Genomic DNA, 19,042 nt, shown 5'->3' with positions numbered 1-19,042 from the left:
AAATTCATTTTACATCAAATCAACAGTGGAATATAATCAGAATCAGGAAGACTTTCAGGAAGAAAATTTAAATCTAAGGGAAATTATTAAGCCCTATTTGTATCGATGGTATTGGTTTGTCATCGGTGCAGTTTTAGCAATTGTTGTTGCCTGGTTTTTCCTACGCTACACAATTCCCGTATACAGCAGTGAATCCACTTTACTAATCAAAGAAGTCAAAAAATCCACATCTGGTCAACCGGAAATGTCTGTTGTTTCAGAACTTGGAGGAATTGGAGGCATGGGAACCAATTCTGTCGACAATGAGATTGAGATTTTAAAATCAAAGAAACTGATGCTTTCTGTAGTTAGGGAATTGACATTAGAAACCAATATTTATTCTAAAGGCAAGATAAAAGAATCGGAACTGTACAAAAGCAGTGCTCCCTTTTTTGTAAGGGTTATTAGTGAGAAAAACAAAGCAGTTTATCCTGGAAAAGAGGTAATCGCTAAGACGATTGGAGGTGAAGTTATTCTTGAGTCGGAAAGTTTTAAGAAACCCATAAAAGCTCCGTTCAACAAAGCGGTTTCAATGCCCTTTGGTGTGGTAATGTTTCAGAAAAATCCAAATTTCAAAGTTTCTAAATCAGACGAGGTTTATAAACTTCAGTTTATGTCCGGGATGAACAGGGCAATATATTATCTTTCTAAATTAAATGTAAGTTTAGTACAGAAAGAAGCGACCGTTCTGAAAATCTCTATTACAGATCCTGTGCCGGAAAAATCTGAAGATATTTTAAATCGTTTGGCGGTAAATTACAACAGGGAAGCAATTTTAGATAAAAATTCAGAGTCGCAGAAAACGGCTAGTTTTATTGATGAAAGAATCAATCTGATCAGTAAAGAGTTGGGGGATGTTGAAGCTCAAAAAGAAAATTTTAAGGTACAGAACAATATTGCGGACATCCAGACAGAGGCAGAACTATCTTTGCAGACTGCCGCATCCGGAAGAGAAAAGCAAATTGAAAATGAATCACAGCTTGAGCTGGTAAACAGTTTGCTTAGCTCAATCAACAGGCAGGGGAATTTTCAGGTTCTACCTTTAAATGTAGGGCTTTCAGACTCAGATACCTCATCTGACATCAGTAAATACAATCAATTGGTCATTGAAAGAAACCGCTTGTTGGAAAACTCTACATCCGCAAACCCAATTGTTCAGGATGTGACTTCACAGATCAACAGCATGAGAAGTTCTGTCATTCAGAGCTTACAGAAAAGCAGATCTGCCCTTCAGATCTCAAGAAGCAATATTCTGGGTGAGCAAAACAGATTGTCTGGAAGAATATCTAAAATTCCGGTTCAGGAAAAATTATTCAGAAGCATCGAAAGACAGCAGAATATCAAAGAGCAATTGTATTTATTGTTATTGCAAAAAAGGGAAGAAGCAGCAATTTCTTTAGCAATCGCAGCGCCTAAAGCAAGGATTGTTGATGATGCGTTAACGAATCCATCTCCGGTTTCTCCTAAGAGAATGCTTATCTATCTGGGTGCAATGATTATAGGATTACTACTTCCATTTGCCATCATTTATTTGTCTGAATTATTTAATAATAAGATTAAATCCAAAAATGATCTTGAAAAATTAGCTGGTGGTACAACGGTGATTGGTGAATTACCATCTTTACAGAAAGGAGATCCTGAAATCGTGCAGGTTAATGATTTATCTCCTTTGGCCGAAGCATTTAGAATTTTGATTACGAATATCAATTTCATGCTTCCTAAGAATAAAAAAGGCCATGTTTTGTTTGTCACTTCAACAGTAAAAGGAGAAGGGAAAACATTTACATCGGTTAACTTGGCGCTTACATTGGCTACTCCGCGAAAAAAAGTAATTATTATTGGTTCGGATATCCGTAACCCGCAATTGCAAAGATATAACGAAAGCAGAAGAGGATTGATTGGATTATCAGAATTCATGTATGATAGTGAAATGAAAGCCTCGGAAATTATCCATCCAACTTCGTTTAATCCGTATTGTGATGTGATTTATTCCGGAGCAATCACTCCAAATCCCACGGAGTTATTGTCGAATGGTCGTTACCAGGAGTTGATTGAATACTTAAAAACAGATTATGATTACATTATTTTAGATACGGCACCTCTTATGCTGGTAACAGATTCTTTCTTAATCGCAGATATGGCAGATGTTACCATTTATGTAACACGTTCTGGGTACACAGAAAAAGAACTGGTTTCTTTTATCACGAAACAGATCAAAGATAAAAAAATTAAAAATGTAGGGTTGGTTCTTAATGACGTTGATAAAATGCACAGTGGTTATGGTTATGGGTACAAATATGGTTATGGATATTCAGCCGACGGGAATCAATCATTCTGGAAAAAATTTTTCAGCAAGTATTAAAATAATCGAGTATTCCTGGTGAATATAAATAATGAATAGTAAATATAAAATTTCTGTAATTGGTCTTGGATATGTGGGTTTACCTCTTGCCAGGCTTTTTGCTACAAAATATGCAGTTGTTGGTTTTGACATCAATGAAAAAAGAATTTCACAATTAAAAAATGCTGTTGATACCACTCATGAAGTAGAAAACAAAATTTTGAGTGAGGTGATACTAAATGGTAACCCTTTCTCCGAATCAGAGGTAACCAGTACAGGTTTATTTTTTTCTTCAGAAATTAAAGATATCAGCGGTGCTACTTTTTACATCATCACTGTTCCTACACCTATTGACAAACACAATCGGCCTGATTTAACCCCTTTATATAAGGCTAGTGAAACTGTAGCAAAAGTTCTTAAGAAAGGGGATATCGTTATTTACGAATCAACGGTTTATCCGGGAGTGACGGAAGAAGAGTGTGTTCCGGTCTTAGAAAAAGTTTCAGGGTTGACCTTCAATGCAGATTTTTTTGTAGGCTATTCACCCGAAAGAATTAATCCGGGAGATAAAGAACATACTGTCGATAAAATATTAAAGGTAACATCAGGTTCTACCCCAGAGATTGGTAAGATTGTAGACAATTTATATAAGTCTGTAATTACGGCAGGAACGCATTTAGCACCGACCATTAAAGTTGCGGAGGCATCCAAAGTCATTGAAAATTCGCAAAGGGATCTCAATATAGCATTTATGAATGAATTGGCGAAGATTTTTTCTTTGATGGATATTGATACGCACGATGTACTCGAAGCTGCAGGGACGAAATGGAATTTCTTGAAATTCAAACCGGGTTTGGTAGGGGGCCACTGTATTGGCGTTGATCCATTTTATTTAGCTCAGAAAGCACAAGAAATAGGTTACTATTCGGAACTTATATTGGCAGCCAGAAGATTGAACGATTCTATGGGAGCATTTGTCGCTTCGCAAATTGTTAAATTAATGATTAAGAAAGATATTAAAGTAAAAGGAGCAAAAATTTTAAATTTAGGAGTTACTTTTAAAGAAAATTGTCCGGATATAAGAAATTCAAAAGCTATTGACGTTATTACAAATTTACAAGAATATGGAGCTGATGTAATAAGTTATGATCCTTGGGCAAATCCTATGGAAGTAATTGAGGAATACGGGGTTCCTTGCTATAATGAAATTCTAAGTGAATTGCCAGAAAACGAAAAATATGATGCCATAATTCTTACGGTTGCACATGAGGAGTTTCTTAATCTTAATCTAAATTATTTAATTAAAGAAAAAGGAGTAATCTATGATGTTAAAGGAGTACTATCAAAGTTCAATATTGATAAAAGATTATAAAAATAATTTATAGTAAACATGAAAATTCAAGATAAAATACTTTTAATAACCGGTGGAACAGGTTCATTCGGCACGGCAGTCCTAAACAGATTCTTGCAAACAGATCATTTCAAAGAAATCCGTATTTTTTCTCGTGATGAGAAAAAGCAGGATGATATGAGAAATCTGTACAAAAACGATAAGATAAAATATTATATCGGAGATGTAAGAGATTTCGCAAGTGTAGAACCTGCTACAAGAGGAGTAGATTATATCTTTCATGCAGCAGCTTTAAAACAAGTGCCGTCATGCGAATTTTTTCCGATGCAGGCTGTGAAAACCAATGTTGAAGGAACACAGAATGTAATACGTGCAGCAACTGCTAATAAAGTACAAAAAGTAATTTGTTTGTCTACGGATAAAGCAGCTTACCCCATCAACGCAATGGGGATTTCCAAGGCAATGATGGAAAAAGTAGCTGTTGCAGAGTCTAGAAATACCACTGAAACGGTGGTTTGCCTTACCCGTTATGGAAATGTAATGGCATCCAGAGGTTCTGTAATTCCTTTATTTTTAAATCAGATTCAGAAAGGAGAGCCTATTACCATTACAGATCCCCATATGTCCAGATTTTTCATGTCATTAGAAGATGCTGTTGATTTGGTATTATTTGCATTTGAACATGCTAATCCAGGAGATCTATTTGTGAATAAAGCGCCTGCAGGAAGTATTGGAGATTTAGCAAAAGCTTTAATTGAATTGACGGGTAAAGAAGTTCCGGTGAAAGTGATTGGAACCCGTCATGGAGAAAAATTATACGAAACTTTGTGTACCCGCGAAGAAATGGCAAAAGCCGAAGATATGGGAGACTTCTATCGTGTTCCGGCAGATAACCGTGACCTGAATTATGCACAGTATTTCTCTGAAGGTGAAGAAGAAGTTGCCGAGATTGAAGATTACCATTCACACAATACAGAGCAGCAAGGGGTTGAAGGATTGAAAAAACTGATATCAACTTTACCGCTAATCCGTAAAGAAGTTTTCGGAGAAAATGTAATGCAGTATCCGTATTAATCAAAATAGCAGTTAATGTTACTTCAGGGAAAGACTTATCAAGATGAAAGAGGAATTATTACGTATAACAATGATTTTGATGCTTCAACGATCAAAAGAATATATACCATTGAAAACCACTCAATGGATTTTACTCGGGGTTGGCAAGGACATAAAATACAACAAAGATGGTTTGCCTGCATGAAGGGAAGTTTTGAAATTTCTGTAATTGAAGTTGATGATTTCACAAAACCTTCAAAAGATTTAACAATTCAGAAATATCTATTAATAGATGAAGTATTAACTTACCTACATATTCCGGCTGGTTGTATTACCGCAATCCAATCTAAATCTGAAGGAAGCAAATTATTGGTTTTGGCAGATTACGGTTTAGGAGAAATTGCTGATGAATATAGATTTGATTTAAATTATTTTAAAAACTAATAAACTTGAAATTGCCAAAAGTAACTGGTTAAAAACATAGAAACATGAAAAAAATCGGAATTACCGGTCAGAATGGTTTTGTCGGAAGACATTTATATAACACTTTGGGATTATCTCCCGAAGATTTTCAAAGAATTGATTTTCAGAAAGAATATTTTGAAAATGATAGCAAATTAGATGAATTTGTCGCTCAATGTGATGTTATTGTTCATCTTGCTGCAATGAATCGTCACGAAAGTGAACAATTTATTTATGAAACTAATGTAGGTTTAGCCCAAAAATTAGTTGATTCATTAAAAAGAACAGGTTCAAAAGCTCACGTTATGATTTCTTCTTCTACTCAGGAAGAAAGAGATAATTTATACGGGAAATCGAAAAGAGAAGGTAGAGAAGCTTTAGCAAACTGGGCTCAGGAAAATGATGGAAAAATTACAGGTTTAATTATTCCTAATGTTTTTGGAGCTTTCGGAAAGCCTTTCTATAATTCATTTGTTTCTACATTCTGTTATCAGTTAACGCATGGTGAAACTCCGACTATTGCAACAGATGGAGAAGTTAAACTGATTTATGTTCAGGAATTGGTTGAAATCATTATCAATGAAATTAAAGATGGTAACATCAAAGCTGAATATTTTGTTGAACCCACTGCAACTAAAAAAGTATCTGAAGTTTTAGCATTATTAAATGACTATAAAACAAAGTATTTTGACAGTGGAGAAATTCCTGCAATCAATGATTCATTTGAGCATAATTTATTCAACACGTATCGTTCATATATTGATTATAAAACGCATTATCCGGTGAAATTTACACAACATACAGATCCTCGTGGAGCTTTTGTTGAAGTAATTCGTTTGGGAGTTGGGGGACAATGTTCTTTCTCAACAACAGTTCCAGGAATTACAAGAGGAAACCATTATCACACAAGAAAAATTGAAAGATTTGCCGTGATTAAAGGAAAAGCATTGATTCAGTTAAGAAAAATCGATACCGAAGAAGTATTAGATTTTTATCTGGATGGAAATGAGCCTGCGTATGTTGATATGCCAATTTGGTACACCCACAATATCAAGAATATTGGAGAAGAAGAATTATATACGATCTTTTGGATTAATGAAGCATTTAATTCTGAAAATGCAGATACCTATTTTGTAGAAGTTTAATATTAATTTATAAATTATACTGACGGATTTAGCCAAAAGTTAAAAGCTATCAGCCAAAAGCTATATGAAAAAATTAAAAGTAATGACGGTCGTTGGAACAAGACCGGAAATTATAAGACTATCAAGAGTATTAGATGCTTTAGACTCTTCGGAAGCAGTAGAGCATATCATCGTTCATACAGGGCAAAATTACGATTACGAACTAAACCAAATCTTTTTTAAAGATTTGGGACTTCGTAAGCCGGATTATTTTCTTGAGGCAGCAGGAAAAACAGCCACTCAAACGGTAGGGAATATTTTAATAAAAATAGATCCTTTACTGGAAGAGCTTAAGCCGGATGCATTTTTAGTACTGGGAGATACCAATTCTTGTTTATGTGCAATTCCGGCAAAGAAAAGACATATTCCGATTTTCCACATGGAAGCAGGAAACAGATGTTTCGATCAAAGAGTTCCGGAAGAAACTAATCGTAAAATTGTAGATCATACCTCGGATATTAATCTTACATATTCTGATATTGCAAGAGAATATCTTCTAAGAGAAGGTCTTCCTGCTGAAAGAATCATTAAAACAGGTTCACCGATGTTTGAGGTTTTAAGTCACTATTTACCTCAAATTCATGCTTCAAACATTTTAGGAAAATTAAATTTAGAAGAAGGGAAATTTTTTGTTGTTTCTTCTCACCGTGAAGAAAATATCAATTCTGAAAAGAATTTCAGAGGATTAATGACTTCTTTAAATGCGATTGCAGAAAAATATCAGTTTCCAATTATTGTTTCAACCCATCCGCGCACTCAAAATATGATTGATAAAATGCAGATCGAAATGAGACCTGAAATCCAATTCTTAAAACCCTTAGGTTTCCATGATTATAATGCGTTGCAGAAAAGAGCGTATGCGGTACTTTCAGATTCAGGAACAATTTCCGAAGAATCATCAATACTCAATTTCAGAGCATTAAATATTCGCCAGGCGCATGAAAGACCTGAAGCAATGGAAGAAGCTAGCGTGATGTTGGTGGGCTTATCACCTGAGCGCATTTTACAGGGCTTAACACAGGTTTTGCAGCAAAAAGTCGGGACAGAAAGAAACTTCAGACCGGTTTCAGATTATTCGATGCCGAATGTTTCTGAAAAAGTGGTGAGAATTATAATTTCGTACACAGATTACGTCAAAAGGACTGTTTGGTCTGAAGAGATATAAGAAGATGAAAGTTTTAATGATTAATTCCGTTTCTGGATATGGTAGTACAGGTTCTATCTGTGTCGACATTGCTTTGGAATTGGAGCGCCAGAGACACGAATGTTATATTGCCTACGGGCAAGTTTCTAGAGGCTATGGTAAAGAATTTAAAATAGGAAATTGGTTAGAAAATCATTTGCACAATATCGGTTCCAGATTACTAGGTAAGCAAGGATATTTTACTCATCGTGGAACCAAAAAGTTAGTTCAGTTTATAGAGAATTATAATCCAGACGTTATACATCTGCACAATCTACACGGCAATTATTTAAATTTAGAAATTATTTTCAAGTATTTAAAAGAAATACAAAAACCTATCGTTTGGACCTTACATGATTGCTGGGCATTTACTGGAAACTGTGCATATTATTCTACCGTGAATTGTGAAAAATGGCAAACTGCCTGTAATAACTGTCCACAGATACATGCCTATCCACCAAGTTTATTTTTAGATCAGACAAATATCATGTTTAATGATAAAATAGAATTGTATAGATATATAAAAAATATGACTATTGTGGCAGTATCAAATTGGCTTAAAGGTGAAGTTGAAAAATCAATTTTAAAAGATAAAAAAATCATGTCGATTTATAATTGGATTGACCATGATGTTTTTAAAGAAAGTATCTTGCAAGGTAATTTATATGGAATTAATAAAAATAAGCACGTTATTTTAGGAGTTAGCGCAGGATGGAATGCATCATCTATTAAGTTTCAAGACTTTATTAAATTGTCTCAAATGTTAAGTGATGATATGCAACTTGTTTTAGTAGGAAAATTAGATAGAGGAACTTCAATACCTTCAAATATTATACATATTCCTTACGTTGAAAGTAAGAGTGAACTAGCAAAACTTTATACCATTGCTGATACTTATGTTCATTTATCTATGGAGGATACATTTGGATTAGTAATTGCAGAAGCAATGAGTTGTGGTACACCAGTTGTTGTTTATGATTCGACAGCTTGTCCAGAAATTGTAGGAGAGAATTGTGGCTATACCGCAAATCCAAGAGATGTAGAAGATGTTTATAATAAAATAAAACTTATAAAAAAAGCTGGTAAAGATTTTTATAGAAATAGTTGTAGGCAGCATGTGATCGAAAATTATGATAAAAATAGTAACATCAACTCGATTATCAATGTTTATAAAAGTGTAATGAATTATGACTATTAATTTAATTGTCATTTTAATCATATTAGTACTAGGCTTTTATTATTCTCAAAAAGATAAATGTAATTCCGCATTTAATAGAAAGAAATATATTAAAACTATCACTTTTATTCTCATCATTCACGCAGGCTTAAGAAATGTCGCAGTAGGTAGCGACACTTACGTGTATTTTCAATATTTTGAAGATGTCAAAAATGTTAGTTGGAGTACTATTTATGAGGATATTATTACATATTATCATCTAGGAATTGGAAAGGATGTTGGGTATTTACTATTTGAAAAAGCAGTCCAGATATTTACCGATGAATTTCAAGTATTTCTATTAGTTGTAGCCTTTATTTTTTTTAGCTTTCTGGGATACTTTATTTTTAAAAATTCATCTAGCTTAATCAGTATAGCACTTTCATATGTAATATACTTCGCAATGTTTTATAATGTCTTTTCAATTTCTGCTATAAGACAATCTTTAGCAACAGCAGCAGCGCTTTACGGATATGAGTTAATAAAAAAAAGGAAACTATTTCGTTTTTTAATATTGATGCTTGTAGCGTCATTAATGCATAAAACAGTTCTTATATTTTTACCATTTTACTTTATAGCACATTTGAAAAAAGAAAGGATTTTTCTTGTCATAAGTTTTCTCGCATTTCCAATAGTGTTTGTTTTTAGAAATACATTAGCAGATTACATTAAAGTTTTATCTGGATACAACGAATATGAACAGTTTGAAGGAGCTGGAACCTATTATTTTACTGCTTTTTTCATATTAATATCAATTATTGCCCTTTTAAGACGTAAAATAGTAATTCAAAATAATATGAATGCGAGAGCAAGTTATTTTGCATTTGGCCTTGTTTTAATTTTGTTGCCAATGTCTTGGATTCATCCGGCAGCTTTACGTATTACCATGTATTTTTCGATTTTTATGTTGCTCCTAATACCCCAAATCTTAAATTCTTTTAAATCATTTTCTCTGAGAAACAATTTATATGCGTATACGATTTTACTTTTTATACTTTTATTTATACAGGCAAATTGGAATAATCCAATCCCTTACGGATTCTTCTGGGAAAAAATGGCTTTAGGTGAAAATTACGATTAATATATGCAAAGAGAAATCAAATATATTGGATTCTACGAAAGCCCATTTGGCAAAAGCAAAAGGAATCAAGCTTTATCTGCAACTAACAAGATGGATTATATTGCTAGTTCATTAAATGCTTCGGGTATGGCAGTTCATTTAATATCACCTTCGTGGATGATAGATCATTCTGGAACATGTTTTTTAGAAAAAACTAAAACAGATCATTTATCTTCCTGGAAAAAAATTACTGTTGTTTCTAGTTGGAGAACCAATACCAAGATTGGCGACTATTTAAAGATTTTTTGGAGCTTAATTTGGTTGTTTTTTTTTCTAATCAAAAATGTAAAAAAAGACGAAAAGATCTTAGTCTATCATTCGCCATGGTTATCATTGCCAATAATTCTAGCAAAAAAAATTAAACGTTTTCAACTAATCTTAGAAGTTGAAGAGATTTATGGAAATGTATGGCAGATTAAAAAGATTCTCCAAAAATGTGAGCAGGTCATTATTAAAGAATCTGATTATTTTATAGCTGTTTCAGATATATTAGCTGAAATATTAGGAAGTAGGGTTAGGGCAGTTTTATATGGGAATTACTTCTTGCCGAAAGCTGAAAATATTCAAAAAGATAACAGTAAAATAAATGTTGTTTTTGCTGGGGCAATAGAAAATACAAGAGGTGGCGCATACAAAGCTCTTGAATGTGCGGCGCTACTGCCCGAAAATTATGTTGTTCACATTTTAGGTTCAGGTGATAAAAATGATGTTGATTCATTGATAAAGCATGCCGATTTGATCAACAGTCGTCTCAATAGAAAAGCTTGTTACTATCATGGAGTATTAATTGGAAAGGAGTACGATGATTTTCTATTCAAATGCCATATAGCAATTAATCCACAGAACGAGGGCGCTTACATGAATACAGCATTTCCTTCAAAAGTTATTTCTTACCTTTGTCATGATCTGAAAGTAGTAAGCACTAAAATACTAAGTATAGAAAAATCAAAACTATCCCATTTTATAACTTTCTCAAAAGATGATAGTTCTTACAACATTGTTCAAGCTATTCTTTCTATAGATAATTCTAAAATTTATGACTTCAAGTCTTCAATTGAAAAATTAAATGAAGATTTTATTTTTGAATTAAAAAACATGTTTTCCGACTAAAAAGATAAAAACAACTATGCGATAGTTTCATAAAAATGGCACTTCGAAATGGCTGATTGCCTTAACAATATTATTTACAAAGGTGATTCATATTGATAAATAATTTTAAATCATAAATGATCCATTAACATTTAAGGTAACACGATCTACTAAATAAAAATCTTTTGAAAAAAACAATTTCTTCTTCTGCGTCCCCAACAAGTAACAAGCGAATTGCTAAGAATACATTGGTGCTATATTTCAGAATGATCATTAGTATGACAATATCACTATATACTTCGAGAGTCATACTTAATACATTGGGTGTTGAAGACTTTGGAATTTATAATGTCACTGGTGGTGTAGTACTAATGTTTGGATTTTTTAATGGAGCTATGACTTCAGCTACACAGAGGTTTCTTTCCTATGAAATAGGAAAAAATAATTTTGTAGGACTAAAAAAGGTTTTTAATGCCACACAAATCATTCATATTGGAATTGCTGTCATAATCTTTGTTCTGGCTGAAACACTGGGATTTTGGTTCGTGAAAACGTATCTTGTCATTCCTGTAGAAAGATTGACTGCAGCAATTTGGGTATATCATTTTTCGGTTTTGGCATTTATCATATCAATTTTGCAGGTTCCTTATGATGCGCTAATTATCGCCCATGAAAGGATGAAGGTTTATGCGTACGTAAGTATAATAGAGGTAATCTTAAAATTGATTATAGTCTTTATCCTAACTTGGATAGCTTTTGACAAATTAAAATTATATGGAATACTTGTTTTTTGCGTCATTTTATTCATAACATGTATATATATTATTTATACACGAAAAAACTTTAAAGAATCTAAGTTTGAAGTTGTTAAAGATGATAAACTTTACAAAACGTTGATTAAGTACTCGAGCTGGAGTCTGTTTGGTAATTTAGCGTTTGTCGCTAAAGGACAGGGGATTAATATAATTCTTAATATTTTTTTCGGCCCAATGGTAAATGCAGCACAGGCAATTGCAAATCAAGTTCAGGCCACAGTTCAAGGTTTTGTAACTAATTTCCAGTTGGCAGTTAATCCGCAGATTGTAAAATCTTATGCAAGTGAGGAAAAAGATTATCTTACTACATTATTATTTCGAAGTGCCAAACTTTCTTTCTTTCTCATGTACTTATTATCTTTGCCAATTATACTCGAAATTGAACAGATATTGCGATTATGGTTAAAAATTGTTCCAGAGCAGGCTTTTATTTTTACCATCCTTACACTTGTCGTGATATTAATCACTTGCATTACCGGACCATTAACAGCTTCGATACAAGCTACTGGAAAAATAGCTGTTTATCAGTCTGTTGGTGGAACATTGCAGATGCTGATATTGCCAATATCATACATTTTGTTGAAATATTTTCTCAATCCAATTATACCTTTATGTGTTACCATTTTTATTGAAACAATCGCATTATTTATATGCGTGTTTTTTTCGAGTAAATCGGTAGGATTCTCTGTTCGTCACTTTCTAAAAGAAATTATTTTCAAGAACTTTTTAATAGTAATTTTGACTTATCCATTTCTTTTGCTAATAAGAAATATGATAGATGAAAGTTTTGTGAGATTAATGATTATCGGAATACTTTCAATTGTTTGGACCGTACCAATTATTTATATTTCAGGTCTAACAAAAAATGAAAAATTGTTTGTAGGAAATATTATAAAAAAAATAAAAAAATAAAGATAATATGGAAGCATTTGATATACCCATCGTGATTTTTTTCTTTAAAAGAACAGAAAAAACGGTTCAGATTGTGAGGGAAATCGCTAAGGTCAAACCCCAAAAAATATACCTAATCAGTGACGGTGCAAGGAATGAGGAAGAAGCGAAAATAGTAAATGAATGCAGACATTTAGTTGAGAAAGAAATTTTTTGGGATTGTGAGATTATAAAGAACTATGCCGAAACAAATCAGGGAGTATATAATAGAATTGCTGAAGGTTCATTGTGGGTTTTCTCGCAAGAAGATCTTGCTATTTTTTTAGAAGATGACAATTTGCCAGAAATAAGTTTCTTTCCTTTTTGTAAAGAATTATTAGAAAAATACAAGCATGACTCTCGTGTTTTATGGATCTGTGGCACAAATTATTTAAAGCAATATCATCCCTTAGATGGTGCTAGTTATGTTTTTACGCAACATATGTTACCATGTGGTTGGGCATCTTGGGCAGATAAATTTACTAAGTTTTATGATGGGAAACTTGAGTTGTGGAAAAATAATGACGTTAAGAAAAAAATTGATTTTTCATATTCTGACAAAAAGTTAATGAGGCAAGACATGATAAGTTGGGATATGGAATCTGAAAGAATAGAAAAATCTTTGAAACCAATTTCTTGGGATTATCAGATGAGTTTTTCAATTAGAGCTCATGGCTTATATGGCATTGTTCCAAAATATAACCAAATCAGAAACATTGGAGTTGATGCGTTTTCAACCCATGGGGGTTCGTCATTATCTTTTGAAATGACTAAAAGATTCTGTGAATTGGAAACTAAAAAAATGAAGTTTCCATTAGTACATCCAAAAGTAATACTTTGTGATCCTGAATTTGAAACAAGGACGGGTAAGATTATCTTATATCCTCTTAAAGTAAGACTTAGGCGAGATTTTTCAATTCTGATAAAGAAAATTTTTCGTTTAGATAAAAGCTTTGAACTAAAAAAAATATTTAGTAAATAATAACTCAATTTTATCTCTAGTTTAGTTATGTAGCTGAATTATTTTATTCTTACTACTTTTTAAAATTAATAACTTACATTATGAAACTCAGCATTGTTATCCCTGTTTATAATAGTTCAAGATATTTAGATGATTGTTTGAATTCATTACTGGCTCAAAATATGAACGCTGCAGAATACGAGCTTATTTGTGTCAATGATGGTTCAACTGACGATAGTTTAAAAATTCTAAATGAATATTCAAATTTGCATACTAACATAAAGGTTATAAGTCAAGAAAATAAAGGCCATTCCGCTGCACGTAACACTGGATTAAGAGCTGCCACCGGAAAATACGTATGGTTTGTCGATTCAGATGATTTTATTGAAGAAAATTCGATTTCGACAATTATAAACTGTATGGATGAGCAAGAAATTGATTTCTTAACAATCGGTTTGTGTAATGTCTCAAATGAATCTCATTTTATCCCAACTAACAAGCAAAATTCAATTGTTTTTGAAAAACAGCCTCATAATATTTCTTGTAGTGGAAATAGAATATTTTTAAGAGAAATTTTAAGTGAAAATAACATTAGTTGGAGTACCGATGTACATTCTCTTGATGATGTGCTATTCTTATTTTATGTACAGCTTCATTCAAAAAAGAGTTTTTATACTCCTTCTGTTAACTATTTTTACAGAGAAAGTCCAAATTCGATAAGCAGAACTAAAAGTAGCGAAAGCACTATAAAACATATTAATGGATTAAGAAATTTGATAAATTATTATCATGGTGAATTAGCTATTCAGAAAGAAAAGAAGGGGAATGACTCTGTAATTAAAAATATAGATGCAAGAGTAAATTTGGCAGTTAAAAGCATGTTGCTTGATGCGATTTTTGTCTATGATTTTAAAGAAAGAAAGATGTTACTTGAAGATTTAAAATCTAAAAATCAATATCCTTACAAATTGATAAGATATGATTTAAAGCCTAAGATTTCAGTAAAACGTACTATAATGGATTGGTCGATGTTACTTTTTCCAATTGAATTTTATTACCAAGTTTATGGTTTAATATTAAGGAAGTTTGTGAAATTAAAGTGATTTACCTTTTAAATTACACCTTAATAATAAAACCAAGCTTTGTTTTGAAAGAATTACAATATTCATTGTAAAAAATAAAGATAATTTACTCAAAAATGGATAAATATTATTCTATGTTATCGATTATTGTCCCAGTGTACAATGTAGAAAAATACATTGACCAATGTGTCAATAGTGTTCTACAGCAGTCCTATGAAAATTTTGAAATTATATTAGTAAATGATGGATCTCCGGATAACTGCCCAGCCATTTGCGACCAATATGCTCTAAAAGACAGCAGAATAAAAGTCATTCATAAAAAAAATGGAGGATTATCTGATGCAAGGAATTTTGGAATAAGAGAAGCAAAAGGAGCTTATATATTATTTTTAGATAGTGATGATTATTATAATGATACGGATTTTTTACTTAATGTTTCTAATGTAATCAGCAGTTTTAAAAATGTAGATGTCATAAATTTTGGTTTTTTAAAATATTATGAGCTTTCAAACCGATACGTACCGGATGGAAGAGATTATTCAATTGTTAAGAGCGAGTCTGAAAGTAATAGGGAATATATAAAAAAAATGCTCAAAAATGATCTTTTCATAGCATCAGCTTGGAATAAGTGTGTAAAAAAAGATTTTATTTTAGAGCATGATCTTTTTTTTGAAAAAGGCATTAAAAGTGAAGACATGTCCTGGTGTGGGAATATTTTATTTCTGATGCCAAGTATGACTTCACTCGACACGCAACCTTATGTGTATAGACAAGATCGGGTTGATTCAATTACGAGTACAGTAAATGGTATACATTTAAATGACATCATAAATATGCTTAAAATGGCATTAGTGAAGTCACAAAAATTAAATTTAGAAGATAAATATAAGTATTTAAGTTTTTTTGCGGTGCAATATTTAACACTTCTATATAATTTTAGTATATCAAAAGAAAAAAGCGTTAAAAAATTACACAAAGATGTTTATGAATTGAAAAGTATTTTAAAAAATGACTTAAACCCTAAAGTTAAAAAAGCAAATCTCTTTATCAAGCTGGTTGGTTTTAGACTAACGTCTTTATTGCTTCGAATGTATGTTTTAAAAACAAGAAAATGAAAATTTTAATTATATCACATGAGCTATGGTCTGAAAATAATAATGGAGGGAATGTGCTTTCCAACATTTTTTCTGATTTTGATGCTGAATTTGCCCAAATATACTGCAGTCCTGGTACTCCCAACAATAAGCTTTGTAAAAAATATTTTCAGATTACAGACAAAATGATAATTAATGGTTTGCTTAAAAAAAAGCAAATTGGAAAAGAAATAAATTTTGAAGAATTTCCGTATGAAGCAAAATTTGCTACAAAGCTAGACATAGAAACAAAGAAATGGTATTTCAATATTTTCAAGAAATATAGATTTTCTATTTTTAGCACTATCAGAGAACTGTTGTGGAAAATTTCGCCTTGGAAAACTAAAGAATTGGAACGATTTATTTTAGAATTTAATCCAGATGTTATTTTTGCGCCTTGTTATAGTCATCTCTTTATGCTAAGACTGGATAGGTATGTTAAAAAAATTACCAATATTAATATGATATCCTATATTTCAGATGATAACTATTCGCTAAGACAGTTTAATCTTTCGCCTTTCTATTGGTTTAATCGAATATTGTCAAGAACATATATAAAAAAAACGTTTAAAGACTATAATTTGGTTTACACAATGACCGAGGAACAATCTGATGAATTAGAACAATCTTTGGCAGCAAATATGAAAATATTGAGAAAGGGAGCAGAATTTTCTGGCGAGTGTAAAAAGGTAGACGTTAATGATCCAATTAAAATAGTTTATGCAGGTGGAATTTATATAAACAGATGGAAAATATTGGCTAAAATTGGTGAAGTTTTACGAAATATTAATAAAGAAGGTGTAAAAATAATTTTGAACATTTATACCCAAAATGCTGTAACCGAAAAACAACAACATTTATTACACGATGATAAAAATATTTTTCTTAATCCTGCAGTAAGTCAGGCTGAATTGATAGAAATATATAAATCTAGCGATATTGCGCTTCATGTTGAGTCTTTTGAACTAAAATATAGATTGATGACACGGTTGTCATTTTCAACAAAAATTGTTGATTGTTTGGCAAGTACTTGCGCAGTTATGGCAATTAGCTGGAAAGAACATGCAGGATTAAAGTATTTAAGAAAAAATAATGCGGCAATCTGCATTGACGATTTTTCAGATTTAGATGATGAATTAAAAAAAATCGCAGAAAACCCAGAACTTGTAATCGATTATGCAAATAAAGCTTGGTTATGTGGACAGAAAAACCATCAAATCAAAATGATACATCAAGATATATATAATGATTTTAAACACTTAATGTTTAAATACACTTAAAAACATAAATTTAAATAACTATAATTGGCAATCAGACAGAAATTAATAAGAACCTCGACAGTTCCTATTTCCTTAGACATACTGCTTAAAGGTCAACTTTCCTATCTCAACAATCACTATGAAGTTATTGCTGTTTCAGGAAAAGATGATCATATGAAAAACGTTGAAAAAAGAGAAGGAGTAAAAATAATTGATGTTAAAATGAGCAGAAGTATTTCTCCGATCAAAGATTTTGTTTCTCTCGTAAAATTATATCGTGTCTTTAAAGAAGAAAATCCCAAAATTGTTCATTCAATAACTCCAAAAGCCGGTCTATTGTGTATGGTTGCTGCTTTTTTTGCGCGAGTTCCTATCAGAATTCATACATTCACAGGTTTAATTTTTCCTTACAAAAAAGGTTTTTTTAGATTGTTATTGCTCAATATGGATAGAGTCACTTGCAAATTTGCTACACACATTATACCGGAAGGTCAGGGAGTAAAAAATGATTTAATAGTTAATAAAGTAACATCGAAGTCTTTACAGATAATAGCAAACGGAAATGTAAATGGTATTGATATAGATTATTTCAACGCAGATTTACAAACCGAAGGTGATAAAAAGCATCTAAAATCTCAACTAAATATAAATGAACATGACTTTATTTATATTTATATAGGAAGATTAGTTGCTGATAAAGGTATAAATGAATTAGTCTACGCTTTTACAGAGATTTCTAAACAATTTACGAAGTGTAAATTACTACTTGTAGGTTCATATGAGAATGACCTAAATCCTTTAAAACCAGATGTTTTAAAGATTATTGAAACGCATAAAAACATCATTGCTACCGGTTTTGTTTCAGATATAAGAACTTATCTTTCAATTTCCGACGTGTTTGTTTTTCCAAGTCATCGTGAAGGATTTCCTAATGTAGTTTTACAGGCTTGTGCAATGAATTTGCCTTGTATTGTAACTGACATAAGTGGATCAAACGAAATTATATCTGATGAGATAAACGGATTTATTGTTGAGGTAAATAATAAAAGTCAACTTAAGAGTAGAATGTTAATACTGTATAAAGATAATTCTTTGCTTAGTAAGTTAAAATCTGACACGAGGAAAGACGTTATCACAAAATACAATCAACAGTTAGTGTGGAATTCCTTATTAGAATATTATAAAAAAGCAGCTCAAGATGTATAAAAATTTTGTGAAACCTCTTTTGGATTTTTTTTTAGCATTAATGGCTTTTATGTTACTAAGTCCTATTTTTATTTTGGTAACTATCGGGCTTTTTTTTGCTAATAGCGGCAAACCATTTTTTTTCCAGGTACGACCGGGGAAAAATGAAAGATTATTTAAAATTATCAAATTCAAAACCATGAGCGATAAAAAAGATAAAGATGGCAATTTATTACCAGATTCCAAGAGACTGACTAAAATAGGTAGTTTTGTTCGTAAAACATCTTTAGACGAACTTCCACAATTAATAAATGTTTTAAAAGGAGATATGTCGCTCATAGGACCAAGACCTCTATTACCCGATTATCTTGCTTTTTATTCTGAATTTCAAAAACAAAGACATATTGTAAAACCTGGAATTACAGGTTGGGCGCAAATTAACGGAAGAAATGCGATAAGTTGGGAACAGAAGTTTGAATATGATGTTTGGTATGTGGAGCATATCTCTTTTATACTTGATCTAAAAATTATTTTTTTAACAATAAAAAAAATAATATATCCTGACGGAATTACTGCCGACGGCCATGCAACAATGCCTCGATTTGATAAACTTGATCAAAAATAATAATATAATAATCA

General features: G+C 31.8%; 16 protein-coding genes. All 16 read left to right on the top strand.

Annotated elements, in window-relative coordinates:
* Positions 1-25 precede the first annotated feature (25 nt).
* The 16 genes from OEA66_RS04030 to OEA66_RS03955 all read left to right on the top strand — a co-directional run bounded on the left by OEA66_RS04030 (position 26) and on the right by OEA66_RS03955 (position 19,028).
* A complete protein-coding gene (locus OEA66_RS04030) occupies positions 26-2,401 on the top strand; it encodes a GumC family protein (RefSeq protein WP_267280174.1) in 2,376 nt (791 codons plus the stop codon).
* Between the two features lie 31 nt (positions 2,402-2,432).
* A complete protein-coding gene (locus OEA66_RS04025; protein ID WP_267280173.1) occupies positions 2,433-3,752 on the top strand; it encodes a nucleotide sugar dehydrogenase in 1,320 nt (439 codons plus the stop codon).
* 18 nt (positions 3,753-3,770) lie between these two features.
* The gene (locus OEA66_RS04020; RefSeq protein ID WP_267280172.1) at positions 3,771-4,805 is read left to right on the top strand and encodes a polysaccharide biosynthesis protein; all 1,035 of its coding nucleotides are present in this window, start codon (positions 3,771-3,773) and stop codon (positions 4,803-4,805) included.
* A 15-nt stretch (positions 4,806-4,820) separates the two neighbouring features.
* Positions 4,821-5,228 (top strand): WxcM-like domain-containing protein, encoded by a 408-nt coding sequence (locus OEA66_RS04015; RefSeq protein WP_267280171.1) that lies wholly within the window; start codon positions 4,821-4,823, stop codon positions 5,226-5,228.
* A 44-nt stretch (positions 5,229-5,272) separates the two neighbouring features.
* The gene (locus OEA66_RS04010; RefSeq protein ID WP_267280170.1) at positions 5,273-6,391 is read left to right on the top strand and encodes a polysaccharide biosynthesis C-terminal domain-containing protein; all 1,119 of its coding nucleotides are present in this window, start codon (positions 5,273-5,275) and stop codon (positions 6,389-6,391) included.
* A 64-nt stretch (positions 6,392-6,455) separates the two neighbouring features.
* Entirely contained in the window at positions 6,456-7,595 is a 1,140-nt protein-coding gene (gene wecB / locus OEA66_RS04005; protein WP_267280169.1) for a non-hydrolyzing UDP-N-acetylglucosamine 2-epimerase, read from the top strand.
* 4 nt (positions 7,596-7,599) lie between these two features.
* A complete protein-coding gene (locus OEA66_RS04000) occupies positions 7,600-8,811 on the top strand; it encodes a glycosyltransferase (RefSeq protein WP_267280168.1) in 1,212 nt (403 codons plus the stop codon).
* Positions 8,801-9,910: an EpsG family protein gene (locus OEA66_RS03995; RefSeq protein ID WP_267280167.1), complete on the top strand. Its 1,110-nt coding sequence runs from the start codon at positions 8,801-8,803 to the stop codon at positions 9,908-9,910. Before OEA66_RS04000 ends, OEA66_RS03995 begins: the two co-directional genes overlap by 11 nt.
* 3 nt (positions 9,911-9,913) lie before the next feature.
* On the top strand, positions 9,914-11,059 hold the full coding sequence (locus OEA66_RS03990) for a glycosyltransferase family protein (protein WP_267280166.1): 1,146 nt from the start codon (positions 9,914-9,916) through the stop codon (positions 11,057-11,059).
* A 164-nt stretch (positions 11,060-11,223) separates the two neighbouring features.
* Entirely contained in the window at positions 11,224-12,765 is a 1,542-nt protein-coding gene (locus OEA66_RS03985; protein ID WP_267280165.1) for an oligosaccharide flippase family protein, read from the top strand.
* A 7-nt stretch (positions 12,766-12,772) separates the two neighbouring features.
* Positions 12,773-13,765 carry a hypothetical protein gene (locus OEA66_RS03980; protein ID WP_267280164.1) on the top strand — a complete coding sequence of 331 codons (993 nt, stop codon included), beginning with the start codon at positions 12,773-12,775 and terminating at the stop codon, positions 13,763-13,765.
* 80 nt (positions 13,766-13,845) lie between these two features.
* A complete protein-coding gene (locus OEA66_RS03975; RefSeq protein ID WP_267280163.1) occupies positions 13,846-14,847 on the top strand; it encodes a glycosyltransferase family 2 protein in 1,002 nt (333 codons plus the stop codon).
* 95 nt (positions 14,848-14,942) lie between these two features.
* Positions 14,943-15,941, top strand: a complete 999-nt coding sequence (locus OEA66_RS03970; RefSeq protein ID WP_267280162.1) for a glycosyltransferase family 2 protein — start codon at positions 14,943-14,945, stop codon at positions 15,939-15,941.
* Positions 15,938-17,239 carry a glycosyltransferase family protein gene (locus tag OEA66_RS03965; RefSeq protein WP_267280161.1) on the top strand — a complete coding sequence of 434 codons (1,302 nt, stop codon included), beginning with the start codon at positions 15,938-15,940 and terminating at the stop codon, positions 17,237-17,239. The genes OEA66_RS03970 and OEA66_RS03965 overlap by 4 nt, the downstream gene beginning before the upstream one ends.
* A 24-nt stretch (positions 17,240-17,263) precedes the next feature.
* Positions 17,264-18,424, top strand: coding sequence for a glycosyltransferase family 4 protein (locus OEA66_RS03960; protein WP_267280160.1), 1,161 nt, complete (start codon positions 17,264-17,266; stop codon positions 18,422-18,424).
* A complete protein-coding gene (locus OEA66_RS03955; RefSeq protein ID WP_267280159.1) occupies positions 18,417-19,028 on the top strand; it encodes a sugar transferase in 612 nt (203 codons plus the stop codon). Before OEA66_RS03960 ends, OEA66_RS03955 begins: the two co-directional genes overlap by 8 nt.
* The last annotated feature ends 14 nt before the right edge of the window (positions 19,029-19,042 follow it).

The sequence above is a fragment of the Chryseobacterium luquanense genome (genome assembly GCF_026460945.1).
In the GTDB taxonomy this organism is placed as follows: Bacteria; Bacteroidota; Bacteroidia; order Flavobacteriales; family Weeksellaceae; genus Chryseobacterium; species Chryseobacterium luquanense.
This window is presented reverse-complemented; position numbering and strand designations above follow the sequence as displayed.

Excerpts from the sequence above, each read along its gene's own strand:
- OEA66_RS03970 (WP_267280162.1), top strand. The coding sequence starts at position 14,943 with ATGGATAAATATTATTCTATGTTATCGATTATTGTCCCAGTGTACAAT.
- OEA66_RS03995 (WP_267280167.1), top strand. The coding sequence starts at position 8,801 with ATGACTATTAATTTAATTGTCATTTTAATCATATTAGTACTAGGCTTT.
- OEA66_RS03955 (WP_267280159.1), top strand. The coding sequence starts at position 18,417 with ATGTATAAAAATTTTGTGAAACCTCTTTTGGATTTTTTTTTAGCATTA.
- OEA66_RS03975 (WP_267280163.1), top strand. The coding sequence starts at position 13,846 with ATGAAACTCAGCATTGTTATCCCTGTTTATAATAGTTCAAGATATTTA.
- OEA66_RS04015 (WP_267280171.1), top strand. The coding sequence starts at position 4,821 with ATGTTACTTCAGGGAAAGACTTATCAAGATGAAAGAGGAATTATTACG.
- OEA66_RS04000 (WP_267280168.1), top strand. The coding sequence starts at position 7,600 with ATGAAAGTTTTAATGATTAATTCCGTTTCTGGATATGGTAGTACAGGT.
- OEA66_RS03965 (WP_267280161.1), top strand. The coding sequence starts at position 15,938 with ATGAAAATTTTAATTATATCACATGAGCTATGGTCTGAAAATAATAAT.
- OEA66_RS03980 (WP_267280164.1), top strand. The coding sequence starts at position 12,773 with ATGGAAGCATTTGATATACCCATCGTGATTTTTTTCTTTAAAAGAACA.
- OEA66_RS03990 (WP_267280166.1), top strand. The coding sequence starts at position 9,914 with ATGCAAAGAGAAATCAAATATATTGGATTCTACGAAAGCCCATTTGGC.
- wecB (WP_267280169.1), top strand. The coding sequence starts at position 6,456 with ATGAAAAAATTAAAAGTAATGACGGTCGTTGGAACAAGACCGGAAATT.
- OEA66_RS04020 (WP_267280172.1), top strand. The coding sequence starts at position 3,771 with ATGAAAATTCAAGATAAAATACTTTTAATAACCGGTGGAACAGGTTCA.
- OEA66_RS04010 (WP_267280170.1), top strand. The coding sequence starts at position 5,273 with ATGAAAAAAATCGGAATTACCGGTCAGAATGGTTTTGTCGGAAGACAT.
- OEA66_RS04025 (WP_267280173.1), top strand. The coding sequence starts at position 2,433 with ATGAATAGTAAATATAAAATTTCTGTAATTGGTCTTGGATATGTGGGT.